This is a genomic window from Rhodanobacter sp. Root480, assembly GCF_001426645.1.
Lineage (GTDB): Bacteria > Pseudomonadota > Gammaproteobacteria > Xanthomonadales > Rhodanobacteraceae > Rhodanobacter > Rhodanobacter ginsenosidimutans.
On record NZ_LMEX01000004.1, the window covers coordinates 27,380 to 52,648 of the forward strand.

A 25,269-nucleotide genomic window follows, 5' to 3' on the forward strand; every position below is an offset into this window, starting at 1 on the left:
TGGATTGATCAACTGCCATCTTCGCTCACCCAGTTCTTTACCACCTGAGCCACCTGTTTCGGATTTTCGGTCACCATCCGGCGAGCCGCTCCCACGCGTTGCTCGTAGGCAAGCGCGGGTGTGTTGTGCAACCGCGCCGGCTCGTCCGCGTCCTGCGGTTCGTCATCGACGCGTACGGAAATCTGCGGCATCGGCGACGGCAATGCACGCGCCGGAGCCTCCCCTCGCAACAGCCCTTTCAACAGCGGTCGCAGCACGCCGAACGCTACCAGAAGCGCCAGCAGGATACCGACGCCCTGCTTGATCAGATCCATCATGCCTGGCCGTTGCCAGAACGGCGTATCCGGCAAGGCCTCGGGCGAGGGACCGCGCTGGAACGACTGGTTGACCACGCTGACGCTGTCGCCGCGCGCGGCGTTGAAGCCCACGGCGTTCTTGGTCAGGTCGGTGAGGTGTTGCAACTCCTGCGCGGTGAACGGCACGCTGGTGGCCGGCTTCGGATCGCCGCCCTCGGTGGTGCCGCCGCTGACCAGCTTGTTGTCCAGCACCACCGCCACGGTGAGCCGCGCCAACCGCCCGGCCGGATCGCTGACATGGCTGATGGTGCGGTCCAGTTCGTAATTGCGGGTGGCACTGCTGGACGTATCGGCGGTGCTGGTGGTCGTGGTGGTGGTGCCGGTGGCCGCCTTCGGATCGGGCTTGGCGTTGGCGGCGCCCGCATCCGGATTGGCCGCGGTCGGCTGGGCCACCAACGCGGGCGGCTGGTTGCTCAGCGCGCCGGGCACGCCGCCCTGGGCGCCATCGCCGCGGCGTTCGCTGCTGGTCTGCTCGCTGCGCAGCGCCGGGTGGTCGTGGCCGAAGGTTTCGGTGGCTTTCTCGGTCTGGCTGAAATCCAGATCCGCATACACCTGCGCCCGCACCCTGCCCGGCCCCACCAGCGGGGTCAGCAATTGTTCGATGCGTTCGGCGTAGGTGTTCTCGATACGGGTGGAAAGGCGCAGGCGGCTGTCGCCGATGGCGCCGGGGCTGTCCGGGTCGGTGGTGAGCAACTGGCCCTGCTGGTCGATCACCGACACCTGGCGCGTATCCAGATCCGGCACGCTGGCAGACACCAGGTGCACGATCGCCGCCACCTGGCCGGCGTCCAACTGGCGGCCCGGGTACAGCGTCACCAGCACCGAGGCGGTGGCCGGGCGGTTGTCGCGGATGAAGGCCGACGGCTTAGGCAAGGCCAGGTGCACGCGCGCGGAGCGTACCGACTGCAGCCCGCCGATGGTGTTGCCCAGGTCGGTCTCCAGCAGTTGCTGGTAACGGGTGCGCTCGGCCAGGTCGCTCATGCCGAACGGCGAATCGCCACCCGTGGCGGTGGATGAGGCCGTGCCCTGAGGCAGGCCCTGGCCGGCAAGTTTCAGCCGCAGCGCGGCCAGGTCGGCGGCCGGCGCCATGATCGACGAGCCATCGCTGCTGAGCTTGAACGGCGTGTTGGTGGATTGCAGCTGCTGCGTGATCGCGGCGGCGTCGTTCTGCCCGAGCCCCGCATACAGCAAGCCGTAGTTCGGCCCGCGCGACCACAGCACCACGGCAACCCCCAGCGCCACCGCGCCGGCCACGGCCACCAGCAACATGAGCTGGCGCGCCGCCGGGTTGCGGGAAAGCTGCTTGAAGGTATCAAGGCGACCGTTGTTGTCGGTGGTCGCGATGCCGTTGTCGGCCATGGGGCTGCTCGTTTTCTATGAAGGGAGTCGGCGGTGGACGAAGTGCGTCAGACCGGCATGTTCATGATGTCCTTGTACGCATCGACGAGCTTGTTGCGCACGGTGACCATGCTGCGCAATGACAAGTCGGCCTTCTGCATCGCGATCATGGTGCGGCCCAGATCCGCGCCGGCATCGCCGCGCTCGAAACTTGCCGCCATGCGGCCCGCTTCCATCTGGGTCTGCCCCACCGACGCGATCGACTGCTTCAGCAAGGCGGAAAAATCAGGCTGGCCCGCCTGCCCCACTGCCGGAGCCGCCTTGAACGCGGATTCCGCCGGACGCACCTGCGCCGTCATCTGGCGCATCTGGGCAAGCAGGTTGTTGACTTCGATCGTACTCATGGCTGCCTCATCTACAGCGGGCGGGTGACGAAATCCCGACACGTGTCGGGTTTGCATGAGGTGGATGCACGAGGCGTGCCAGTTGTTGCCGGGAATCGGGAATCGGGAATGGGGAATCGCAAAGGCGTGGTGTTGGCGGCTTTTGTCAGCCAGATCGCCTTTCCCAAGCGTTTGCCCCGAGCGAAAGCCGGAGTCGAGGCGTGTCTGCCGGCGCGAATCACGCTCGGCGTGAACAGGGATGACAGCGAAACCGCAAGAGTCCGCTCGCGGCGACGCTCTTGCGATTCCCTATTCCCCATTCCCGATTCCCGGCCTTACGCCGCCATGCTCCCCTGCAACCCGTACTTGCGCAGCTTTTCCACCAGCGTGGTGCGCTGCATGTGCAGCAGGCGGGCGGCGTGGGCGACGACGCCGCCGGTGGCGTCGAGTGCCTGGCGGATCAGGCCCACTTCGATGTCGGCCAGGTGATCCTTCAGGTCCAGGCCGTCCTCCGGCAACAGGCCCATGGTGGACACGGACGGGCGGGCTTCGCTGATGTCGGCAACGACGGGGGCGCGGCCCTCCATCATCGCCAGCAGGTCGGAGCTGCGTACGTCATCGCAGACCTGCTGGCCGCGGTATTTCTCGGGCAGGTCGCTGGCGCGCACTTCGCCGTGGGGGAACAGGATGGCCATGCGCTCGACCAGGTTGGACAGCTCGCGCACGTTGCCGGGCCATGGATAAGCCTGCAACGCATGCATCGCGGTGGTGCCGAAGCGCACCACGCCCAGGCCGCGGCGGGCCAGCCGCTGGTTGAATTCGGTGATCAGCACGGAGAGGTCGTCCAGCCGCTCGCGCAATGCCGGCAACTCCAGCGGGAACACGCTGAGGCGGTAGAACAGATCCTCGCGGAATTTCCCGTCGGTGATGGATTGCTCCAGGTTGCGATGGGTGGCGGCAATGATGCGCACGTCGCAATGCTGGGTCTTGTTGCCGCCGACGCGCTCGAACACGCGCTCCTGCAGCACGCGCAACAGCTTCACCTGCATCGGCAGGCTCATGTCGCCGATCTCGTCGAGGAACAGCGTGCCGCCCTCGGCCATCTCGAAACGGCCCTTGCGGGTGTTGATGGCGCCGGTGAACGAGCCCTTCTCATGGCCGAACAATTCGCTTTCCAGCAGCTCGGCGGGGATCGCGCCGCAGTTGATCGCCACAAAGGGTTTGTCGCGGCGCGGGGAGCTGTCGTGGATCGAGCGCGCCACCATTTCCTTGCCGGTGCCCGACTCGCCCAGCACCAGCACGCTGGAGTCGAACGGCGCCACCTGGCGGATCAAGGCGTTGACGTGGTTCATCGGTGTGGAGTGCCCCACGAAGCGGATGCCGTTGCCCTGGCCACCCAGCAGGCGCGCATACATGGCGCGCATCGCTTCGGCCATCTGCTCGTAGCGCAGTGGGAAAGCCAGCGTGGCCACGCGGGTGGTGAACGGTGAAGAGGTGGCGGTGAAGCGGCCCAGCCAGGCGGAGTCGTCGGCCAGCAGCATCGGCACATGCGCCGCCGTGTCACCCAGCAGGGCAAGCTGGCGTTCGGCTTCCGCTTCGTCGCTCACCTGGCCGACATACACGCCGCGCCACGCCTGCATCGACTCGTCCGCATCCGTGCACTGGTCACCCTGCTGTGGTCGATACCCCAGGAAATGCAGTGCCGACATCACGGCATCCACACGGGAGCGGTCGGACTCGATAACCAGGAAGTCGAATTTCTGCATGGTGATACCCCTGTTGCCTTTTGCTGTGGCCTGACCCCTCGCGGGAGGCCGTTCATCGATGCGGCGGGTTTACGTCGCCGGGCTCGATGGACACATTGCAACAAGGGGGCCAACGACGACTTTTTGGTGACGGCAAAACGTCGTGTGTCAGCTTTTCATCCCTCCGGCACGCCGCCGGAGTGGCCGGGAAAAGGCCGGGAACCGCGCTAAATGATTGAATCAATTAGCGTTGAATTTATAGAGGGAGGAAACACGATCGACATCGTCGTCGTGACGCGAGCGTCAACAAAGGTTCGCGCCAGCAAGGCGAAGTGTGACCGTGGTCACGGCCTGACACCTGTCCGCAACTGCCTCAGGACGTCAGTTGGCGCGTTTCTGCCACTTTGCGTCGGTGATGGCGAAAAACCAGTCGCTCAATCGCGTCACCCAGCACGTCACCCGGCGCGGCGAACACCACAAACACATGGCCGTTGTCCAACCGACGCTCCACCCTGGCCGCCAGCTCCAGCGGCAGGCTGCGGCATACATCGAAACGCAACCGCACTACCAAGGTATCACCCGGCACCAGCGCCGCAGGCAGCACCGCACCGACGGCGTTGAAGCGCAGGGCCTGCCGTGGCGGCAGCACGCTGGCGGGTACCAGCAGGTGATTGACGATATCGACCAGTGCGGTGAGCTTGGCGTCCATCCGCTGGATCTCCAGCATCAGCGGACTGTCATCGTCGGTTTCGGCGTAACGCTCTTCCAGTGCAGCGACCGCAGACAAAGTGTTGAGGTTGCGCTCGGCCAGCCGCGCCTGGTGCGCCTGGGCGTCTGGCCAGGGCATGGCTTCGCTGTCCACATGCAGGCTCTCGTCACAGCTCACGCGCTGCTCGAACTCGTCCCAGCTATTGGCATCCATCGTGATCCCCGGTCATATGGTGGCGTGGGCTGAGTGTAGCGGCGGCGGAGCGGCGGGGCGGCGGTGAACCGTGAACCTGTAGGAGCGACTTCAGTCGCGATGCTCTTGCTCGGGATCTCCAAAGCAGAAGCATCGCGACTGAAGTCGCTCCTACAACAACGCTTCGATACCCGCCTAGGCCTGCGCGTAGGCGCGGATCGCGCGCGCCTGGCCGCTCTGGCGCTGCCATTGTGCGGCAGCCTCGTCGCGGGCCTGGCGCACCAGGGTGCGCAGCTCGCGGTCGCAGGCCAGGATTTCGCCCAGTTGCTCAACCACGTCGGCGGAATGCTCGCGACGCAGCAATGGCTCGCGCTGGGCTTCCAAGCTGGCCAGCTGTTCCCATTCCTGCGCCTGGGCGGCACTGAGCATGTCGCGGCTCAGCTGCAAGGCCTGTTCAACGATGCTGCTTTCGCTGGACATGGCGGAGGCACTCATGCGCTGGCGGCGCGTTGGGTTGCGGACGGGGCGATCTGCACCCAGCTGTCACGCACTTGCTGCAGCAGCTTGCTGACTTCGTCGATGAGGCTGGCGTCGTCGCGCAGGTTGGCCTGCAGCAGGCGGCGGCTCATGTATTCGTAAAGCGAATCGAGCCGGCCGGTGTTCACCGGGTCGACCTTGAGATCCAGGCTGTCGCGCAGCCCGCCGATGATCTCGATGCAACGGCCGATGGCTTCGCCCTTGGCGGCCACTTCCCCGCGCATCATGTGTGCGCGCGCCTTGATGAGGCGCTCCAGCGCGCCGTCCATCAGCAACGTGATCAGGCCATGCGGGTCAGCCGACTCCACACCGCCGTGCGAGCGAATCTGTTGGTAGGCGCCTGCGCCGTAGCCGAATCCCATGACTGCATCTCCTGCGAATAGGTTTGGGGTTACTTCTTGTTGACGTTGTTCAATGCATCGAACTGCTGTTGCAGGTAGCTGCTCGTGCTGTTGAGCTTGGACATCAACGTGTCCAGCGCACTGAACTGCGCCTGGTAGCGCGCGGTGAGGTCAGCCATGCGGGTGTTCAGCGTGGTCTGTTGCACCGAAAGGTCTTTCAGTTGCTGGCTGATGCTGTCGGTGCGGCTGTTCAGCACGCCGTTGCTGCCAACCCACTGGTCGAGCTGGCTGTTGAGCTTCGCGGCAAAGCCGTCGTCGCCGCCGAACAGCTTGCCGGCGAGCTTGCCACCGTCACTCATGGCCTTGGTCAGCGCATCCTTGTCCAGCTTGAGCGTGCCATCCACCTGCAGCGAGATGCCCAGCTCGGACAGCGAACTGCCATTGGCGCTGCCGCCAACCAGTCGCGCCAACGTGTTGCTGATGCCGTTGATGGTGGCATCGCCGATCATGGCGCCGGCGGTTTTGCTGGTGGCGTCGTACTTGGTGAGGTTCTGGTAGATCCCCACGAAGCTGTTGTAGGTATTGACCAGATTGGTCAGCGCGCTGGTGGCCTTGCTGTTGTCGTTGGCCACGGTCACGGTGGTCTCGCCAGCCTTGACCAAGTTGAACGTGAGTCCATCGACGGCGCCGGCAACGCTGTTGGTGGCGCTGTGGCCGGCCAGGCCATCGATGGTGTACTCGGCGTCCTGCGCCACGGTGATCACGTTGAGCGCGTTGCCGCTGCTGGCGGCCGCATCGTAGTTCAGTGCCGCCAGGCCGCCATCGCCACCCGTACTGCTGACGGTGAAGCCGTTGGCGACGCCGGTGCGGCTGCCGCTCAGAACCAGATGGGCGCCGTCGGTGCCGTTGACGATGGTGGCGGTGACGCCGGGGTTGTCGCTGGCCTTGTTGATCGCATCGCGTACCTGCGCCAGCGAGTTGTTGCCATCGCTGAGGTCCAGGCTCATCGATTGCTCACCCACCGTGAGGGTGAGCGTACCGGTACCTACTGCGGCACTGCTGTTGGCAAACGCGGCCGAGGAGGCCTTGAGCGAGGTAGCCAACTGGCTCACATCGATCTTGTAGCTACCGCTGACCGGACTGCCGCTGCTGATGGCGCTCAGCACATCAGCATCGCCCGCGCTCACTGTGCGCGCGTTGAAGGCGCTGCCATCGGTGAGGGAGGCCATGGCTGATTGCAGCGCGGAAAGCGCGGCGCCGATCTGGCCCAGTCCGGACAACTGGGTATTGGCCAGGGCGGCCTGGTTGGTGATCTGGTCCTGCTGCGGCGCCTTCTTGGCAGCCACCAGCTTGTCCACCAACGTGGCGACGTCCAGGCCGGAACCCACACCCATGGAGGTCAGCAAACCCGTGGTGGGTGTGGTGGAGCCTACCGTGATAGCCATGGATATCGATTCCTGTAATGGGGAAGACGGCTGCGGACTATCCGCAGCCGTCTCGGGTCAAGCAGTTACTGCAGCAGCTTCAACACGCTCTGCGTGCTGGCGTTGGCCTGCGCCAGCACCGAGACACCGGCCTGTTGCAGGATGTTGGCGCTGGACATGTTCGCGGTTTCCGCGGCGAAGTCGGCATCCTGGATCTGGCTGCGCGACGCGCTCAGGTTCTGCGAAATGGTCTGCAGGTTGGCGATGGTGGAGGTGAAGCGGTTCTGCACCGCACCCAGGTCGCTGCGCATGGCGCTGATGGTGGACAGCGCCGAGTCGATGCGGCTGATGGTTTCATTCGCACCGGCCACGGTCTTGATGCTGGCACCGGCGAGCGAACCGCCCGGCGTGTAGGAGCCTGCCGTCAGCTTGCTTGCCGTGGCACCCGCCGCCGAACCACCGATGACCAGGGTCTCCTGCGACGTCAGCTGCAGTTTGTTGTCGGCGTCCACCGACGCGTGCAAGCCGTCGAGGCCCTTGGAGTTGATCGCGTCAGCCAGCTCCTGCACACCGTGATAGGTTTTCGCGTCGAGAGCCACCGCCGAGCCGTCGCCCACCTGGAAGGTGAGATCGTTCGCAGCGAGCTTGATGTCACCGACGCTGTCGGCCGAACCCGCCACGGTACCCGTCGCCAGGGCAGTCGTACCGATCTTGCCAGCGGCAGCCTGGGCGCCGGTGTATGTCAGGGCGCCACCCGTGGTGGCCGCGGCAAGAACAAGGTTGCCGGTGGTCGCATCGACGGTCGCCACGGTGCCCGTTCCGCCCGCCTTCACGACGGCCTCGTTGATCGCCGTCGCCAAGGCCTCCACCGAGGTGTAAGTGCCCTTGGCCACGTTTGCCGTCGTGGCTACACCGGTACCGCCACCATCGGCCAGATTGACGACGAGGTCGCCGTCGATCTTCACGCCGGCGGAAAATGCCGCGCTGCTGCCGGTTTTGGCGATCAAGCCAATCTGGCTGGCACCGGCGCCCTGCTCCAGGTTCACCGAAATCGTCTCGCCCACGTTGGCGCCGATCTGGAACGCCGCCGTACCGAACGAGCCATCCAGCACATGGCGACCGTTGAACGTGGTCTGCGTGGAGATGCGGGTGATCTCGGCCAGACGCTGCTGCACTTCGGCATCGAGCGCGGCGCGGTCGCTGTCGGAGTTGGTGGCGTTGGCGGACTGCACGGCCAGCGTACGGATACGCTGCATGTTGTTGGTCACCTCGTTCAGCGCCGACTCGGTGGTCTGCGCCAGCGAGATGCCGTCACTGGCATTCGCCACGGCCTGGTTCAGGCCGTTGATCTGGGTGGTGAAGCGGGTGGAAATGGCGAGGCCGGCGGCATCGTCTTTCGCGCTGTTGATGCGCATGCCGGACGACAGGCGCTCGATCGCGGTGGACAGCTTGCTCTGCGACGTGGCCAGGTTTTTCTGGGCATTCAGCGAGCTGATGTTGGTAATAACGCTCATGACCATGGGAGTATCTCCGAATCGGGGTTGTGTGCCGACGATGGCCGGCCCAGACAATCGGACGGGGATTCACTCGGGAATGCCTCCGCCTTGTTCAGTGTTTCGACTCAACACATCGGAACTTGAGTCTTGTCAACGCAAATAATCAAATAATTTTGACCCTTGCACCTTGGTAAAGGTCTGCTGCGCAGCCTGCAACGCGGTGGTTTGCGCGCCGAGCTGGCTGATTGCGTCGTAGTAGTTGACACTTTGCACGTCTGAAAGCGCGCTCTTGTACTGCAGGCTCAAGTCATCGTTGAGCCCCGACTGCTGGTCCAGCGCATTCATCCGTGCCCCCACCTTGCCGCGGGTACGCGAAATGTTGTCGATCGCCTGATCGAGGCTGGAAAACTGGGTGTTGATGGCGTTCTGCATCTTGCTGTCGCCGCCATTGGGCGTCTGCAGCACATTGATGATGTTGTCCAGCGTGGCGAACACGCTTTGCGGTTGCGATGCGCCCAGTGCAAAGCTGTCGCCCACGTCGGGCGTGCCCTGGAAGGCAACCTGCGCGCCGCGGAACGTGATGCTGCCGCCCTTGATCGGGTCGTAGGTACCGGTGTCCAGCACGGTGCCGACACCGTCCTGCACTTCAAACGTATCGGCCGCGGTGAACACGATGCTGTAGCTGCCGCCATCCCACGCCGAAGGGTTGGCGTTGGGGTTGCTGACGCTGGTGCTGCCCGCCACCACGCTGCCGGTATTGGCGGTGCCGGCGCTGACGGCAAACGTGCCGTTGCCGCTGGGAATATTGACGAACACCGCGCTGCCCGGATCGCCGGTGGCGATCTGCAGGCCGGGACCGGCGGCGACCATGCGCTGCCCGTCGTCACCCACGTAGGTGACGCTGCCTTGCGAGGCGAACGGCTCGGTGCCGGTGCGGTTGCCGGCGAAAATGTAGTCGCCCTGGCCATCCTTGCTGTTGGCCTGGCCCAGCAACTGCTGGCGCAACTGCACCATCTCGGCGGCGATGTCGCCGCGGGTTTCATCCGTCTGCGAACCGTTGGCCGCCTGCAGCAGCAGCGTGCGCACGCGACCCAACACGTTGGTGACGTTGGACAGGCTCTGGTCTTCCAGCCCCAGTCGCGCGTTGGCCGAGGTGATGTTGCGCTGGTACTGCGCGTTGTCGGCACCGAGATGGGTAAGGTCTACCGCGCGCGCCGCGCCGACCGGATCGTCGGAGGGCTGGTTGATGCGCTTGCCCGTGCTCAACTGCGTGCTGAGGTTGGACAGGTCGCTTTGCCGATCCATCATGCTGCCGACCGACTGCTGCTGCATCCAGCTGGTGGAAACTCGCATGGCTTACCCCTGCACGGCGCTGAGCAGCGCGGTGAACATGCTGTTGGCGGTGGTGATGACCTGCGCCGACGCCTGATAGGCCTGCTGGAAACGCACCAGGTTGGCGGCCTCCTCGTCCAGGTTCACGCCCGAGACGCTTTGCTGCGATCCGTAGGCCTGGTTATAGACGGCTGTTTGCGTGGTCTTCTCGTCGTTGGCCACGGCGCCGGCACTGCCGACCTGGCCCACCAGCTGGCTGTAGGCACCGCCCACGCTGGTGACGCCGCCGTTGAGCACACCCAGGTTGGCCACCTTGCCGAGCATCAGCGCGTTGGTGTTGTCGCCCTGCGCGTTGCTGTTTGGCGTCAGGGTGAAGCTGTCGCCGTTCTGCGGCGTGCCGCTGAATTGCAGGTTCCAGCCGTTGGCGTTGATCGGCTGCCCCGGTGTGTAGGTTTGTACGGCGCCGCCGTCCACGGTGTACGTGGTGGCGGAGGTGAACTGCACGACACCGCCGCTGAGCGCGCCGCCATCGAGGCTGGCGCTGGCCGTGGCGGTACCGGTGTTGTTGATGCCGTTCTTGATGGCCAGTGGCGCGGCGGCGGCAACCTTGTCCGGGTTGGTGATCACTACCGCGAGACTGGCGGCCGCATTGCGGCTGGGCTGGATGCGGAAACTGTCGCCGGCCACGGCACCGGCCGGCACCACCATGCTCAGGCCGCCTGCCGTGAACGGATCGGCGGCGGTACCGGTGCCGCCCATCGCCACGTTGTTGCCATTGGTGTCTCGCAGCGACCAGGCACCACCGGCGTAGCTGAGGGTGTAATCGGCGCCGGTGAGCTTGCTGATGTCGCTGATGCTGGCGTCCACGTTGCCGGTGCCGTTGTTGCTGCTGGCTGCCTGCGCGGTGGGGCCGGCCACGCTGAAAAACTGGCCGCCCACGTCGCCGTTCAGATCCACGCCCTGCATGTGCTGGGCGTTGAAGGCGCTGGCCAGTGCCTGCGCGGTGCGACCCAACTGGGTCTGCGCCGGGTCCAGCACGCTGCTGCGGAAATCCATCAAGGCGCCCAGGGCGCCGCCGCTGATGCGCCCGCTCAGCACGCTGCCCGAAGCCGCGCCCACCACTTCCTGGCGGGTGGCGTCGTAAACGTTCGGCGCAGTGGCCAGCGGGTATGACTGCGTGTCCGACACCAGCGCCTGGCCGTTGCCCACGAACACGTTGATGGTGTTGTCGTTCTGCGGCACCACCGTGATGCCCACCTGCGCCGCCAGGTCTTTCACCAGGGCGTCGCGCTTGTCGAGCAGGTCGGAGGGCGGCGTGCCGCCGGTGGCCACGGACGAGCGGATCAGGCCGTTCAACTTGGCGATCGAGTCGCTGTAGCTGTTGATCGAATTGACGGCGTCGCCGATCTGCTGCTGCACCTGGCTGGAGAGCTGGTTGAACTGGCCGGACAGCGACTGGAACGTGCTCACCAACCCGCCTGCGCGCGCCAGCAAGACCTGGCGCGAGGCGGTATCCGACGGCGCATTGGCGGTGTCGTTGACCGCGCCGAAAAAGCTGTCGAGCGAGGTCTGCAGGTTGCTGCTGCCGGACAACTGGTTGTTGATCTGGCCGGTGAGGCCGGCCATGGTGTCGGCGCGGCTGGAGCTGGACGTGGCCGACCACAGCGAGGTGTTGAGGAACTGGCTGTACGCGCGCTGCACCGCCACCGTGTTGACGCCGCTGCCGATGAAATAGCCGCCCACACCCTGCGGCAGCGCGGTACCGAACGACGCCTGCTGACGGCTGTAGCCGTTGGTGTTGACGTTCGCCACGTTGTGGCCGACGGTGCTCAGGCCAACCTGGGCGGCGAGCAGGCCGGAGACGCCGGTGTTGAGCATGTCAACCATGGATCTTCCTCGGTGTGCCGGATACACGGCAACGCACGCCACCGTTAACGGCGAGAGATGCGATAGCTGTAGGAGCGACTTCAGTCGCGATGCTTCCATCGGATTCGCGCAAGTGCGTCGCGGCTGAAGCCGCTCCTACAACAGCGTTCGCGATGCGCCGGTTCATTGCGCCACCCCATCCAGATGCAGCGCCGCCAAGGCCTCGCGCATCTGCGGGCTGTTGGCGATGGCGGTGATCTTCTGCGCATACGACGGGTCGGTGGCGTAGCCGCCGCGCACCAGCGCGTGGGCGAAGCCGGCGATGTTTTCGCCCTGGCCCAGGGCGCGGGCGTAGCGTGGGCTGTCGCTGATCAGGCGGGCGTAGTCGGCGAACGAATCGGACGGCGAATCGTAGGCACGGAACTGGTCGCGCTTGCGTACGGCCACGCCGTTTTCGTATTCAAGCGTGGGCACGGTGACCTTGTCGCCGTCCCAGCTGCTGCCGGCCTTGATGCCGAACAGGTTGTTGCTGCTGCTGCCGTCGCCACCGCGGGGCAGGTGTTTGCCCCAGCCGGTTTCCAGCGCCGCCTGCGCCAGCAGCGCGCGGGTGGAGACACCCAGCTTCTGCGCAGCCGCGGCGGCGTGCGGCGCCAGCGCACGCACGAAATTCACCGGGTCGCCACCGGGCAGCAAGCGGGCGGCAGTGCCGGCCACGTTCGCCGCGCCCTGGGCCAGCTTGTCCAGCGTGTCGCGCCAGCCGGGGTTGGTGTCGGTGACGGACGGCATGGCGTTGGAGGCGGCGTCGTTGTCGGCATTGCTGCCCAGTTGCAGCAGCGCGCGCACGTTGGCGTTCATCACCTCACTGACGTTGCGCGCCGTCCTTGTGCCGGGCGCGCTTGCACTCAACGCCTGCGTGGCGGCCAGGTCGGCGGGCGTCAGCGCGGCCGGCGCGGCATCGGGCTTTCCGCCCAGCTGGCGGATCAGCATCTTCGCGATGCCCAGGCCGTTGCGGCCATTGGCCAGGGTCAACGACAGCTGCTGGTCGAACATGTCGCGGTACGAATCGCCCGCCTTGCTGTCGCCGATGCCCTCGCCGATCGAGGCGTTGGCGTCGCGCATCGACTTCAACATCATCTGCGTAAAGATCGACTCGAACTGCTTGGCCACCGCCGGCAACGCCGCCTTGCCGCCATCGCTGCGCGCTTGCGCGCGCAACTGCTGGAAGCCGGACATTTCGGTCCAGGTATCGAGGGCAGGATTGTTGGGGTTGATGGCTGTCATGATCTTGACGGTTTGATCAAATCACCACGAGCTCTGCATGAAGCGCGCCAGCCTGCTTCAATGCCTGCAGGATCGAGATCAGGTCGCTGGGCGCGGCGCCCACCTGGTTCACGGCGCGCACGATGGTGTCCAGGCTCACGCCCGGGCCGAACTTGAACATGTGGCCGTTGTCTTCGCTGACCTGCACGTTGCTGCTGGGCACGATCGCGGTCTGGCCTTGGCTGAACGGCGCCGGCTGGCTGACCAGCGGCTGCTCGCCGATGGTCACCTGGATGGCGCCATGCGATACCGCCGCCGCACTCACCCGCACGTCCGAACCGATCACCACGGTGCCGGTGCGCGAGTTGACCACCACCCGCGCCGGCGCATCGCCGGGCTGCACTTCAAGACTCTGGATCGCACCCATCCACGCCACTTTCTGCGACGGGTCCTGCGGCCCGCGCACGGATACCGAACCGCCATCGATCGCCTGCGCGGTACCGGCGCCGTAGGCCTGGTTGATCGCCGTGGCGATGCGCGCGGCCGTGGTGAAATCGGCGGTATTGAGGTTCAGTGTCAAATTGCCGCCACCGGAAAACGACGATGGCACGGTGCGCTCCACCGAGGCGCCATTGGGAATGCGCCCGCTGGCGGAAATGTTCACCTGCACGCTGGAGCCGCTCTTGCCCTGCGCACTGATGCCGCCCACCACCACGCTGCCCTGCCCGATCGCGTAGACGTTGCCGTCGGCACCGCGCAGCGGGGTCATCAGCAGCTGGCCGCCGCGGATGCTCTTGGCGTTGCCGATCGAGGCCACGGTGACGTCGATCGCCTGGCCGGGCTTGGCGAACGGCGGCAACTCCGCCGTCACCATCACCGCGGCCGCGTTCTTCAACTGCGGTCGCGCATTCGCCGGCACGGTGATGCCGAACTGCTGCAACATGTTTTCCAGGCTCTGCGTGGTGAACGGGGCCTGCGTGGTCTGGTCACCACTGCCATCCAGGCCTACGACCAAGCCGTAGCCGATCAGCTGGTTGCTGCGCACGCCGGCGACCTGGGCGAGGTCGCGGATCTTGTCGGCGTGAGCGGGGGCGATGAACAACAGCAACAGTGCGAGGGAGGCGGCGATGAGGCCCCTCCCCCTGCGTGCAGGGGGAGGCTGGGAGGGGGTGAAGCTTTTGATCTTGTGCACCAGAGCAAGAGCACCCCTCCCCAACCCTCCCCTGCGAGCAGGGGAGGGAGCAAGAGCGGAAGTGCAGCCGAATACGAAGCGCAGACCTGCCCCCTCTCCCCGGCGGGGAGAGGGCTGGGGAGAGGGGGCGGGCTTGCGAAAGTGTCCGATGAGGCGGCGGCTGAACTTGGAAAGCGCGTTGTAGATGGAGGTGAGGGAGATTGGGGCACCCTCTCCCCAACCCTCTCCCCGGGGGGGAGAGGGGGCGAGCGTGCCGTGCAGGTTCGTGCCTTCGTGCTTCGGGGCAGCCGTGAGGCTTATGGACGTATGGACGTTCATTTAGAAAGGCATCCATTTGGAATTGAAGAACCGCGACAACCAGCCGCGCGTATTGGCATCGGCCAGCGTGCCGCGGCCGGTGTAGCTGATGCGGGCGTCGGCAACGCGGGTTGACGGCACCACGTTGTCCTGGCCGATGTCCTGCGGGCGCACGATGCCGGAGATGCGCACCAGCTCCTGGCCCTGGTTGATGGTCAGCCACTTTTCGCCGCGTATCAGCAGATTGCCGTTGGTGAGGCGCTGCGCCACCGTGACAGTGAGTTGTCCGACCAGTTGATTGCTTTGGGTGCTGGAGCCGGCGCCGTCGAAGGTGCGCTCGCCATCCAGCCCGATGTCCGCCACCTTGCCGCCGATCGACAAGGCATGGCCGAGGACGGTGGGCGAGGCGATGTTCGCCTTGTCGCTCTTGCTGGTGGTGGTGGTGGCCTTCTTGCTGGCCTGGGTGCTTTCCACCAGGGCCACCGTGAGGATGTCGCCGACGCGGTGCGCGCGCGGGTCGGCGAACAACTCCATGTTCTGCTGGTCGTGATAGATCGACCCGTCCGCCTGCGCCACCGTCGGCTGCGCGGGCGGCGGCGTGGGCGCCCATTGCGCGTCGTCGCGCGCGGTGGGGCCACCAGCGCAACCGGCCAGCAGGGCCAGGGCGCAAAGAGCGGTCAGGGTTCGGCAACGGGTGAACATCACGGCATCACTCAGAGTTTGTTGGTCAGGTACTGCAGCATCGAGTCGGCAGCCGACACGGCCTTGGAGTTCATTTCGTAGGTGCGCTGGGTCTGGATCATGTTGACCATCTGCTCGACCACGTTGACGTTGGAGCTTTCCAGCGCACCCGACTCCAGCGTGCCCAGCCCGTTGAGTCCGGGCTGGCCGATCTGCGGCGAGCCGCTGGACGCGGTTTCCAGGTAGAGGTTGTCGCCGTTGGGCTGCAGGCCGGCCGGGTTGATGAAGTCGGCCAGCTGCACGGTGCCGATCTGCTGGGTGGCGGCCTGGCCGGCCAGGCTCACGCTGACGGTGCCGTCGCTGCCGATGGTGATGCTCTGCGCGTTGGCCGGGATGCTGATCGGCGGATCGATGGAGTAGCCGTTGGCGGTGACGATCTGGCCGTTCTCATCCTGGTGCAGCGAGCCGTCGCGGGTGTAGGCGATGGTGCCGTCGGGCATCGTCACCTGCAGGAAGCCGCGGCCCTGGATGGCCACGTCCAGCGCGTTGCCGGTCTGCTCGATGTTGCCCTGGGTGAACAGCTTCTCGCTGCCGACCACGCGCACGCCGGTACCCAGCATCAGGCCCGAGGGCGCCTGGGTCTGCTCGGTGGTCTGGCCGCCGGGCTGGCGCAGGTTCTGGTAGACCAGGTCCTGGAACGAGGCGCGGGCGCTCTTGTAGCCGGTGGTGTTGGCGTTGGCCAGGTTGTTGGAAATCACGTCCATGCGCGTTTGCTGCGCATCGAGGCCGGTCTTGGCTACCCACAGGGAAGAGAACATGTCATTGACTCCGTTTGGACGTCTGGGTGTCTATGTGAAAGTGATCAGGCCATCTGCAGCAGCCGCGAGGCTGACTGCGCGTTTTCGTCGGCGCTCTTGATCGAGCGGATCTGCAATTCGTACTGACGCGACAGCTGGATCATCTGCACCAGCGTTTCGGAAGGGTTGACGTTGCTCGACTCCAGCGCGCCCGACTTCAAGGTGACCGCTGGGTCCGCGGGGGCGTTGCCGCCACCGACCAGGTGCATCAGGCCGTCGGTGCCCTGCTGCAGTTGATCCACGCCGGGATTGACCAGCTTGAGGCGGCCGACCGCAGCGATGGTTTCGGGCGTCTGGCCCATCGGCACCACCGACAGCGTGCCGTCGGCGCCGATCGACATCTGCGTGCTTTGCGGCACGGTGATCGGTCCGCCGTCACCCATCACAGGGTTGCCGCGGTCATCGGTGAGCAGGCCATCGGCGGTGAGTTGCAGGCTGCCTGCGCGTGTGTACGCCTCGCTGCCGTCGGGTGCCTGCACCGCGATCCAGCCCTCGCCCTGCACCGCCACGTCCAGCTCGCGACCGGTGTCGATCTGGCCGCCCTGGCGCATGTCGACGCCCTGCCCGTAGGCCACGCCGTTGACGCGCGTGGGCAGGCCCTGCCCCTGCACCGCCAGCGGCTGGAACGCGGACATCTGCGCCTTGAAACCGACCGTGTCGGCGTTGGCGAGGTTGTGCGCCACCTCCGACTGCGCCCGCATCATCTGCGTGGCGCCGGTCATGGCTACATAGAGGGAATGGTCCATGGGTCAGGTTCCGTGGGTCAGCGAAGGGCCGGGGCTCAGTTGCCGATGTTGATGATGGTCTGGGTCAACTTGTTGTCGGCCTGGATCACCTGCGCATTGGCCTGGTAGTTGCGCTGCGCCTTGATCATGTTGACCAGCTGCGCGGTGAGGTCGGAGGTGTTGGAAGCCTCCAGCGCACCGGCCTGCACCACGCCGTAGGTACCGTTGCCGGCCGCACCCATCACCGGCGTACCGGAGTCGTAGGACGCCGCCCAGTTGGTGTTGTCCAGCTGACGCAGGCCCTGCTGGTTGGAGAACTGCGCCAGCGCAAGCTGCCCCAGCGAGGTGGTCTGGCCGTTTGAATACTTCGCCTGCACCACGCCCTCGGCGGACACGTCGATGCTGGACAGGATGCCGGTGGGGTAGCCGTCCGGATTGATCGCACTGGCGGCGTAGGTGTTGCCGAACTGGGTGGCCTTGGCCAGGTCCAGGCTCAGCTGCATCGGGTCCGAACCGGGGCTGACGTTCACTGCACCGAAGTTCAGCTTGCCGCCCACCGGCGCCACCAGCCCGCCGCTACTGTTGAAGGTGAGCTGCTGCGACGCGCCGGCCTGCTGGCCGTCGATATACAGGCTGGCGTTCCACACATTGGCCGCCGCGTCCTTGACGAAATACACGGTGCCGCTGTGGGTGGCGCCGAGCGAGTCGTAGGCCGTGAACGGGGTCGACTGATTGAAGCTGGTTGCATCGTTGGGGTCGAACGCCACCGCCGGCGGGGTAGCGTCCGAGGGCAGGTTCAGCGACATCTGCACGTTGCCGGTGGCCTTGGCCGCGTTCTGCGAGGTCAGCAGTTGCAGGTCGGACAACGTGCTGTTGTCGAAGGTGCCGTTGGCGTTGGCCGGAAAGATCTGCAGGCGCTGGCCGGCGGAGTTGGTGACAAAGCCGCTCGGGTCCTTCTGGAACGCACCGGCCCGGGTGTAGGAGTAGCCCTTGCCGTCCTTCAGGGTGAAAAAGCCGTCGCCGCTGATCGCGAAATCCAGGCTGTTGTCGGTGGTCTCGATGCTGCCGGCGGTGAACTGCTGGGCCACATTGGTCAGCCGCACGCCGCTGCCGATCTTGGTGGCGCTGAGGTTGGGGCCGGCAGCGCTGAACAGCTCGGCGAACTGGCCACGCGAGCCCTTGAAGCCGGTGGTGGCGGTGTTGGCGATATTGTTGGCGGTGACCTCGAGATCGGCGGATGCCGCGTTGAGGCCGCTCAGTGCGATATTGAAAGCCATCGGGAAATTCCTTAAGTGTTGTAGCCCCGTGGGGCCGTCAGTTGATCTGCGCGACCTGACTCAGCAGGACCCCACCAAAACCGTCCACATCCAGATAGGCGCCATCAGCGCCGGTCATCCCCACGCCGGCCACCTTGCCGCTGACGTAGGTCGGCACCGCGGTGTTGCCCGCCTGCGCCTTGAGGCCGTACGTGGCGTTCGCCAGCACGGTGCCGTCATCGCCCTTGCCGTCCCAGTGGAACGACGCCAGGCCCGATGCCGGCGTACCCAGGTTCAACGTGCGCAGCACGTTGCCGGCCGCATCGGTGATCTGCACCAGCACGGTGCCGCCGCCATCGGGCACGTTCACCGCGCCATCCAGGCCGCCGTCCTGCAACTTGCCCGCGGCCGACGGCACGGTGACGCTGCGCCCGACCATGCTGCTGGCCTGCAACAGCTGGTTGCCCTGCATCGAGGCGCTCAGCGCATCGAACGAAGTCTTCAACGACTGCGTCGCGGACACCTGGCCGATCTGCGCCAGCTGGCTGACCATCTGCGATGAATCCATCGGCTGGGTCGGGTCCTGGTTGCGCATCTGCTGAACCAGCAGGCTCAGGAAATCGGACTGGCTGAGTGCCTTGTCCTTGCTGCTGGTCGCCGCGGTGGCCGCCGCCGAACCCACGCCGTTGATTGCCATGTCGCTCATTTCATGTGCCTCGAAAGGGGTTGCATCACTTGCCCAGATCCAATGTCTTCTGCATCAGCTGGCGGGTGGAATTCATGACCTCGACGTTGTTCTGGTACGAACGCGAGGCGGAAATCATGTTGACCAGCTCATCGACCGGGTTGACGTTGCTGGAGAAGACATAGCCGTCGGCGTTGGCCAGCGGGTTGCCCGGCTCGTAGCGGCTGGGAATCGCCGCCTGGCTCTCGGTGACGCCAAGCACCTGCACGCCCTGGCCGTTGTCGACCGCCTGGCTGCCGAACTGCTTCTGCACCGCCGCAAACAGCGGCTGGCGCGAGCGATAGGCCGCTTCCGGCGTACTGGCCACGCTGTCGGCGTTGGCGAGGTTGCTGGCCACGGTGTTGAGCCGGGTCGACTGGGCGGCCATGCCGGAGCCGGCCACGTTGAATATGGAGAAAAGAGACATCAGCCTTGGCCCTCGATGGCGGTGCGCAACATGCGGATCTGCGCCGTGATGAAGGAAAGGCTCGCCTGGTAATGCACGCCATTGGCGGCAAAGGCGGCCTGCTCGACCTGCTCGTCGACGGTGTTGCCGTCCATGCTGGGTTGGGTGGGATTGCGCCAGGACAGCTGCGTGGCGGCCGCCGTCGTCGAACCGGCACCGATCTGCCCGGGTGTGGGCGCCTGCAACGCCACGTTGCCCGCCGCACCCGCGCTGTCACTGGCCGCGGCCAGCACCTTGCGGAAATCGATGTCGCGCGCCTGGAATCCCGGCGTGTCCGCATTGGCCAGGTTGTTGGCCAGAACTTCGGTACGGTTCTGCCACAGGTCCAGGGCCCGGGTATGGATGCCAAACAGGTTGTCGGGGGTCAGGCTCATCGTTCGCTCCGCGTGCTGTTGCCGCACGGAGCAGGAGGCAAATTGCATGCCACCGCGTTGAAAGCCTTGCTGGGACTGGGTTTGCGGGAATTTGCCCGGCGCGTCGGAAAGAAGGCGCAGGGCTGGAGACGGTTTGTTGACGCTGTCGGAAGAGCGCCCCATTCCGCCCTTCGGGCACCTCCCCCCGTTGCACGGGGGAAGGGAGTGACAGGACTCCTCGAAACAGCCAGCTTCCTTCCCCCACTTGCGGGGGAAGGTGCCCGACAGGGCGGAAGGGGGGCTTTTACGCCTCTTCGTCGTGCTCCGGCAACAAATCCAGCACCGCCTTGGCCAGCAAGTCAGGCTGGAACTTCGCCACGAAGCGGTCGGCGTTCACCTCTTTCACCATCGCCTCGTTGAACAGCCCGCTGAGCGAGCTGTGCAGCACCACCTTGAGCTGGCGCAGGGACGGGGTTTCGCGGATGGCGCGGGTCAGCGCGTAACCATCGAGCCGCGGCATCTCGATATCGGACACCACCAGCTTCACACCGTCGGCGGGATCGGCATCCACCAGTTCCAGCAGCCGCTCCAGCGCCTCGCGGCCATCCTGCGCCACCACGCATTCGATATTCATCTGCTTGAACAAGGCCACCAGCCGGCGCCGGGCGATCACCGAATCGTCCACCACCATGATCCGGCGCGGGTTGAGCATGGTGTCGTCGGAAAGGCGCTGCATCTGCGCCGACAGCTCGGCCGGGCCCGAGTCGATGCTGGCCAGCACGTGCTCCACGTCGATCACCGCCATCAGCGCACCGTCGATGCGGGTCACCGCATTCACCCGCGCGCCAAACCCCAGCGCGCCAGATGGCGCCACCAGCGATTCGCCATCGCAATGCACCATCCGTTGCAGGTCGGACACCAGGAAACCCTGCATCGAGCGGCTGAACTCGGTGACCATCAGGTGGGCCGAATCCACGTCGCGCAACGGCGCATAGCCCAGCGCCGCGGCCAGGTCGATCACCGGAATGGTCTGGCCGCGGTAATCGCAGCTGCCGGCCAGCAATTCATGCACACCGTGCATGCGCTCCAGCGGCGGCCGGCGCAGCACCTCGCGCACCTTGAACACATTGATGCCGAACAATTGCTGGTCGCCCAGCGTGAACAGCAGCATCGCCACCCGGTTGTGCCCGGCCAGCCGGGTATGCCGTTCCACCGTGTCCAGTAGCGTGCCGCTCATGCAGATTCCTCGACGCCCAACCGCACCGCGCGGTTCCAGTTGAATCTATCGGCCATCAGGCGGCGCACTTGAGGCAGCACCCATGCGCCACGCCCAAGGGGCAAGGTGGCATATGACTTGCTTGCTCAAGTTTCGATGACAGTTGACGATTCATCCATAGCACCCTTGCCTATTTAAAGGTCACCGTTTGCCCATGAGCTTGATTTGGAACTCGCACCTCACCGCCCTGGTGCAGGCAGCCGCCGCTGGCGACGAGAAGCAGGTCGCGGCGTTGCGACGCAAGTATCCGCGCACCGCGCGGGTGATCGCGCCGCTGCTGGCCCGTGCCGCCAGCCAGCCGCCGGCGGCGGTTGCGCTGCAGGCCATGGAGCAGCAAAGCCTGGTGCTGGCCGCGGTGCAGCAGCTTTCGCGCGAGCAGAGCGCGCTGGACAAGGCCGCCACCGAAAGCCGCGGCAGCGTCGATCGCTTGACGGATGGCAGCGCCGGGATCTCGACGGCACTGCGCCAGATCGGCACCGATCTGGACCTGGCCGCCAAGGCCGGGCAGGCCGGCGAAGGCAGCGTCAGTGAACTCGACGGCCAGTTGCGCCTGCTGCGCAGCGCGCTGTCGGCGATGAACCGCAACCAGAGCCGGCTGGCCGAACAGGTGGCGCAGATCCGCAAACTTACCGGTGTGGTGCAGGAAATCGCCCACCAGACCAACCTGGTGGCGCTTAACGCCGCCATCGAAGCCGCCCGCGCCGGCGAGGCGGGCCGCGGCTTTGCCGTGGTCGCCGACGAGGTGAAGCAGCTGGCGGAAAAAACCACGCTTACCACCACCGAGATCGAGACCGTCACCGGCTCCATCGGTGATTTCTCGTTGCAACTGGACGGCGACGTGCAGCATGGCCTGCAACAACTGGAGCGTGCGCAGACCGGCGTCGGCCAGGCCACCACCGCCCTGCACGATGGCGGAGAAGCCCTGCGCACGGCCCACGGCCGCGTGGCCGGCGTGCTGCAAAACCATGACGCGCAACATGCGCGCGCCACCACCGCGCAGGCCGCCCTGGGCGCGCTGCAGCGCCGCGGTATCGAGGCACGGCGCCAGGCCGAATCACTCAACCGCGCCGCATTGCTGGCGCACCGGCTGGGCCTGGACTGGCTGGAAAGCGAAAGCGGCAACGACGCGGCAAGCCTCAGCCTGACCGTGCGCGAGAGCGCCGCAAGCCTGCGCCAGGCCATGGAGCTGGCCCTGCTCGACCCCAGCGCGCTGGACCGGCGCTGGTTCGACACCCATTCCCTCAACCGCACCGTCCGTCGCCTGACCGCCCAGCACCCGGACAAACCGGCCAGTGCGGCGCTCGACGAAAGCGGCACCCTGCTGTGCGAACAGAGCCAGCGCTTCATCACCCTGGTCTGCGACGGCCAGCTGGAGGAAGCTTCGCAACTGTCGCAACAACTGGAAGCCGGACGCGAGGCATTGCTGGCCCAGTTGGGCACGCTGCTGGCGGAAGCATGAAGCAAGGCGCGCCAGGTTCCCGCCTCCAGCACACCACCATGTGGTGCGTGCTGGCGTGGGCGGGCATCTGCGCCACTCCCGCCTGGGCGGCCCAGCCGCCCGACGCCATACGAGCCGCCGCCGAGCAGGCCGTGCGTGAACACTACGCAATGCCCGGCAACCGCGTCGTGGTGCACACCGAAGCGCTCGACATGCGATTGAAGCTGGACGACTGCGCGCAACCGCTGATCGCCACCGTACCCGACCGCGCCACTCCGCCCTCACACATGAGCGTGCAGGTGCAATGCACGCAGCCACGCCACTGGAGCGTGCGGGTGCCGGTGAAGCTGGAGCTGTTCCGGACCGTGCTGGTGACCAGCCACGCGTTGCAACGCGGCGACGGCCTCAGCCTGGCCGACGTACGCCCGGAAGAGCGCGACATCACCCGTCTCGGTTACGGCTACGTGGAAAACCTGCAACAGGTGGCCGGCCGAACCTTGTCGCGGGCACTGCCAAAAGACACCGTACTGAGCCCCGGCGCACTGGGCGGACGACGCATGGTGCGCGCGGGCGACCATGTACAGGTAGTAGCCCGGCTCGGTAGCATTGAGGTTCGTGCCGACGGTGTGGCGCTGGGCAGCGGCGACAATGGCGCCCGCCTGCGCGTTCGCAACGAAAACTCCGGCAAGATCGTCGACGCCATGGTCAGCGCGCCCGGCGTGGTCACCGCCCTGCCCTGACCGTCAACCGCCACTAAAGTTTCCCCCGGTCCGGCCGATCTGTCAGACACAGGGTTCATATTGCAGCGAGAAGGATCGATGACCACTTCCATTCAAAACAATGGTTTGCCGAATTTTCCCCAGGCAACCGGCGCCACCGGGAATGCATCGGCATCGGCCTCCACCACCGCTGCCGCCGGCAGCAGCGCCGCCGTAACGCCTCAGTCGGACGATCAACTCAAGTTGACCGATTCAGCCCGGGCACTGCAGGAAGCCGCGCGCCTGGACACGTCGTCCGCCATCGACACCAAGCGGGTCGAACAGATCCGCGAGGCACTGGCCAACGGCAATTACCAGATCGACGCCGGCCGGATCGCGGACCGCATGCTGTCATTCGAGCGCCAGATCGGCGCAGGTGCCGTATGAACCGGCCGCTGCAGGGCGAACTGAGCGATGCACTGGGTGCCGTACTCAGCGACATGCAGCAGGCCATCACGCAGCTGACGCAAGTGCTGGAGAACGAGCGCACGGCCTTGAATGCCGGCAACAGCGACGCGCTCGGTGAAGCCGGCGCCAGCAAACAGAAGCTCATGCTGCAGCTGGAGCAGCTCGACGCGGAGCGGCAACAGTTGAGCCGCGAAGCGCCCGCCGCCGCGGCCAGGCTGGACGCCACCTGGTCACAGGTGCTGCTGGCCCTGCGCCACTGCCAGCAACTCAACCAGAGCAACGGCCGCGCCGTGAACCAGCGCCTTGGCCAGGTACGCCAGGCACTGTCGGTACTGACCGGACACGCCGGCGAAACCGGCTTGTATGGCCCCACCGGCGGACTCCGCGGCGGCCTCCGATCACAAGTGCTGGCTCAGGCCTGACCATGATGCAGTCCGCTTCATCGCAGACTGTGCCGCCCTTGTCGCAAAAACGTAGCACGCGTGTTTTCGTATTTATCGCGATTGAAGAAGCATGAGCAAACTCGACGTTTCCCCGAACGGCTCTCTCCCTATGTCTGCTTTGCCCGACGCCGCCAACATCCCCCTGCCCATAGCGATGACCACCCCGCTACCGGTATTGCGCGTACCCATGCTGGACCGTGAGCGGCAGTTGTTTGCCTACGAAATCACCTTCCATCGCGAACCGGACGACGAACAGACCCTGCTGCAACGCGTACTTTCCACGCTGACCGACGGCGCGCTCACCCGGCTGGTTCGCGGCAATCGTGCCTTCCTCAACCTGCCCACCGAACTGCTGCCCGAAGATTCCGACGTGCTGCTGCACCAGCCGCGCATCGGCCTGCTGCTGCAGCCGCAGGTAGCCGACAACACCCCGCTGATGAAGCGTCTGCAGCTGATGTCGCAGCGCGGCTGCCAGCTGATGCTCGATGCCGGCGACCTGGAGCTGGATGGCAGCCTGGCGATCGAATCGCTGATGCAGATAGTGCAGTTCGTGCGGCTGGACGCCACCTTGCTGTCGCCCGAGGTACTGCGCCAGCGCACCGAGCTGCTGCACGCCCGCGGCATCTGGGTGGTTGCCGATCAGGTCAACGATCACGCCACTTACGAGCGTTGCCTGGAACTGCCCCTGCAGGCAATCCAGGGTCGCTACCTGCTGATTCCGCAGCCGGTGGCCGTGCCGGTGCTCACCGCCAGCCGCCTCAGCATGCTGCGCCTGATGCGCGCGCTGCAGGAAAACAATCCGGGGCCGGTGGAGCTTGGCAACATCATCCGCGACGATGCGGTGCTCAGCTACAAGCTGCTCAGCTGCGTCAATTCCGCTTATTTCGCGTTGCCGCGGCAACTGAAGTCGGTGCAGCAGGCGGCGATCTTCTTCGGCGTCACCCGCATGCGCAACTGGATCGACACGATGTCGTTGTGCAGCATGGACGATCGACCGCCCGAGCTGCTGCGCGCCGCGTTGATCCGCGCCCACATGTGCGAAAAGCTGGCCAGCGGCATGCCGCACGGCCACGAGGAAATGGCCTTCACCGTAGGCCTGTTCTCGCTGCTGGACACGCTGATGTGCGCGCCGATGGAGTTCCTGCTCACCCACCTGCGGCTGGTACCGGAAATCAGCGACGCGCTGACCCGCCGCGCCGGTCCGTTCGGGGAGCTGCTGGATCAGATCCTGGCGTGGGAAGCGGGCAAGATGACCAGCGAACACGCGCAGCCGCAGCGCATCCAGCGCATGGCCACCATCTATCTCGAAGCCGCGCAGTGGGCTGACCAGGTCTACGCCAGCGCCAACGGCCAGGCCGAGAACTGATCCGCGAGACCCCGCGGGATATGTAGGAGCGACTTCAGTCGCGACGCTTT

The 25,269-nt window shown here is 65.8% G+C and carries 25 protein-coding genes; 5 read left to right on the forward strand and 20 right to left on the reverse strand.

Annotation, left to right across the window (positions count from 1 at the left end; all coding sequences use genetic code 11):
- Window positions 1-8: 8 nt before the first annotated feature.
- The 20 genes from fliF to ASD22_RS14850 all read right to left on the reverse strand — a co-directional run bounded on the left by fliF (window position 9) and on the right by ASD22_RS14850 (window position 20,767).
- Window positions 9-1,715, reverse strand: coding sequence for a flagellar basal-body MS-ring/collar protein FliF (gene fliF, locus ASD22_RS14755; RefSeq protein WP_056085247.1), 1,707 nt, complete (start codon window positions 1,713-1,715; stop codon window positions 9-11).
- A 47-nt stretch (window positions 1,716-1,762) separates the two neighbouring features.
- Window positions 1,763-2,098 (reverse strand): flagellar hook-basal body complex protein FliE, encoded by a 336-nt coding sequence (fliE, locus tag ASD22_RS14760; protein WP_056085249.1) that lies wholly within the window; start codon window positions 2,096-2,098, stop codon window positions 1,763-1,765.
- A 314-nt stretch (window positions 2,099-2,412) separates the two neighbouring features.
- A complete protein-coding gene (locus ASD22_RS14765; protein WP_056085251.1) occupies window positions 2,413-3,843 on the reverse strand; it encodes a sigma-54-dependent Fis family transcriptional regulator in 1,431 nt (476 codons plus the stop codon).
- Window positions 3,844-4,195: 352 nt separating this feature from the next.
- Window positions 4,196-4,744 carry a PilZ domain-containing protein gene (locus ASD22_RS14770; RefSeq protein WP_056085254.1) on the reverse strand — a complete coding sequence of 183 codons (549 nt, stop codon included), beginning with the start codon at window positions 4,742-4,744 and terminating at the stop codon, window positions 4,196-4,198.
- Between the two features lie 174 nt (window positions 4,745-4,918).
- Entirely contained in the window at window positions 4,919-5,218 is a 300-nt protein-coding gene (gene fliT, locus ASD22_RS14775; RefSeq protein ID WP_235577659.1) for a flagellar protein FliT, read from the reverse strand.
- Window positions 5,215-5,622: a flagellar export chaperone FliS gene (gene fliS, locus ASD22_RS14780; protein WP_056085256.1), complete on the reverse strand. Its 408-nt coding sequence runs from the start codon at window positions 5,620-5,622 to the stop codon at window positions 5,215-5,217. The genes fliT and fliS overlap by 4 nt, the downstream gene beginning before the upstream one ends.
- A 29-nt stretch (window positions 5,623-5,651) precedes the next feature.
- Window positions 5,652-7,046: a flagellar filament capping protein FliD gene (gene fliD / locus ASD22_RS14785; RefSeq protein WP_056085258.1), complete on the reverse strand. Its 1,395-nt coding sequence runs from the start codon at window positions 7,044-7,046 to the stop codon at window positions 5,652-5,654.
- A 65-nt stretch (window positions 7,047-7,111) separates the two neighbouring features.
- Complete coding sequence (locus ASD22_RS14790; protein ID WP_235577660.1) at window positions 7,112-8,539, reverse strand: flagellin; 1,428 nt, start codon at window positions 8,537-8,539, stop codon at window positions 7,112-7,114.
- A gap of 132 nt (window positions 8,540-8,671) precedes the next feature.
- Window positions 8,672-9,874 (reverse strand): flagellar hook-associated protein FlgL, encoded by a 1,203-nt coding sequence (gene flgL, locus ASD22_RS14795; RefSeq protein ID WP_056085262.1) that lies wholly within the window; start codon window positions 9,872-9,874, stop codon window positions 8,672-8,674.
- A 3-nt stretch (window positions 9,875-9,877) separates the two neighbouring features.
- Window positions 9,878-11,740, reverse strand: a complete 1,863-nt coding sequence (gene flgK, locus ASD22_RS14800; protein WP_056085265.1) for a flagellar hook-associated protein FlgK — start codon at window positions 11,738-11,740, stop codon at window positions 9,878-9,880.
- Window positions 11,741-11,902: 162 nt separating this feature from the next.
- Window positions 11,903-13,000 (reverse strand): flagellar assembly peptidoglycan hydrolase FlgJ, encoded by a 1,098-nt coding sequence (gene flgJ, locus ASD22_RS14805; protein ID WP_056085266.1) that lies wholly within the window; start codon window positions 12,998-13,000, stop codon window positions 11,903-11,905.
- 16 nt (window positions 13,001-13,016) lie between these two features.
- Window positions 13,017-14,090 (reverse strand): flagellar basal body P-ring protein FlgI, encoded by a 1,074-nt coding sequence (locus ASD22_RS14810; RefSeq protein ID WP_082520319.1) that lies wholly within the window; start codon window positions 14,088-14,090, stop codon window positions 13,017-13,019.
- Between the two features lie 399 nt (window positions 14,091-14,489).
- Complete coding sequence (flgH, locus tag ASD22_RS14815; RefSeq protein ID WP_056085268.1) at window positions 14,490-15,170, reverse strand: flagellar basal body L-ring protein FlgH; 681 nt, start codon at window positions 15,168-15,170, stop codon at window positions 14,490-14,492.
- Window positions 15,171-15,181: 11 nt separating this feature from the next.
- Window positions 15,182-15,967: a flagellar basal-body rod protein FlgG gene (gene flgG / locus ASD22_RS14820; protein ID WP_007080096.1), complete on the reverse strand. Its 786-nt coding sequence runs from the start codon at window positions 15,965-15,967 to the stop codon at window positions 15,182-15,184.
- A gap of 44 nt (window positions 15,968-16,011) precedes the next feature.
- On the reverse strand, window positions 16,012-16,752 hold the full coding sequence (gene flgF / locus ASD22_RS14825; protein WP_056085270.1) for a flagellar basal-body rod protein FlgF: 741 nt from the start codon (window positions 16,750-16,752) through the stop codon (window positions 16,012-16,014).
- A gap of 35 nt (window positions 16,753-16,787) precedes the next feature.
- Window positions 16,788-18,008 carry a flagellar hook protein FlgE gene (gene flgE, locus ASD22_RS14830; protein ID WP_056085273.1) on the reverse strand — a complete coding sequence of 407 codons (1,221 nt, stop codon included), beginning with the start codon at window positions 18,006-18,008 and terminating at the stop codon, window positions 16,788-16,790.
- 37 nt (window positions 18,009-18,045) lie between these two features.
- Entirely contained in the window at window positions 18,046-18,693 is a 648-nt protein-coding gene (locus tag ASD22_RS14835; protein WP_056085275.1) for a flagellar hook capping FlgD N-terminal domain-containing protein, read from the reverse strand.
- Window positions 18,694-18,718: 25 nt separating this feature from the next.
- Window positions 18,719-19,138, reverse strand: a complete 420-nt coding sequence (flgC, locus tag ASD22_RS14840) for a flagellar basal body rod protein FlgC (protein WP_056085277.1) — start codon at window positions 19,136-19,138, stop codon at window positions 18,719-18,721.
- Complete coding sequence (gene flgB, locus ASD22_RS14845; protein WP_056085579.1) at window positions 19,138-19,551, reverse strand: flagellar basal body rod protein FlgB; 414 nt, start codon at window positions 19,549-19,551, stop codon at window positions 19,138-19,140. The genes flgC and flgB overlap by 1 nt, the downstream gene beginning before the upstream one ends.
- A gap of 283 nt (window positions 19,552-19,834) precedes the next feature.
- Window positions 19,835-20,767, reverse strand: a complete 933-nt coding sequence (locus ASD22_RS14850) for a chemotaxis protein (protein WP_056085280.1) — start codon at window positions 20,765-20,767, stop codon at window positions 19,835-19,837.
- Between the two features lie 193 nt (window positions 20,768-20,960).
- On the opposite strand from ASD22_RS14850, the gene ASD22_RS14855 reads away from it, so the two are divergent.
- From ASD22_RS14855 to ASD22_RS14875, 5 genes are all read left to right on the forward strand, one after another.
- Window positions 20,961-22,265, forward strand: a complete 1,305-nt coding sequence (locus tag ASD22_RS14855; protein WP_056085282.1) for a methyl-accepting chemotaxis protein — start codon at window positions 20,961-20,963, stop codon at window positions 22,263-22,265.
- Window positions 22,262-22,984 (forward strand): flagellar basal body P-ring formation chaperone FlgA, encoded by a 723-nt coding sequence (flgA, locus tag ASD22_RS14860; protein WP_235577661.1) that lies wholly within the window; start codon window positions 22,262-22,264, stop codon window positions 22,982-22,984. Before ASD22_RS14855 ends, flgA begins: the two co-directional genes overlap by 4 nt.
- Before the next feature lie 78 nt (window positions 22,985-23,062).
- Entirely contained in the window at window positions 23,063-23,389 is a 327-nt protein-coding gene (flgM, locus tag ASD22_RS14865) for a flagellar biosynthesis anti-sigma factor FlgM (RefSeq protein ID WP_056085284.1), read from the forward strand.
- On the forward strand, window positions 23,386-23,832 hold the full coding sequence (locus ASD22_RS14870) for a flagellar protein FlgN (RefSeq protein ID WP_056085285.1): 447 nt from the start codon (window positions 23,386-23,388) through the stop codon (window positions 23,830-23,832). The genes flgM and ASD22_RS14870 overlap by 4 nt, the downstream gene beginning before the upstream one ends.
- Window positions 23,833-23,962: 130 nt before the next feature.
- Window positions 23,963-25,219 (forward strand): HDOD domain-containing protein, encoded by a 1,257-nt coding sequence (locus tag ASD22_RS14875; protein ID WP_056085288.1) that lies wholly within the window; start codon window positions 23,963-23,965, stop codon window positions 25,217-25,219.
- Window positions 25,220-25,269 lie beyond the last annotated feature (50 nt).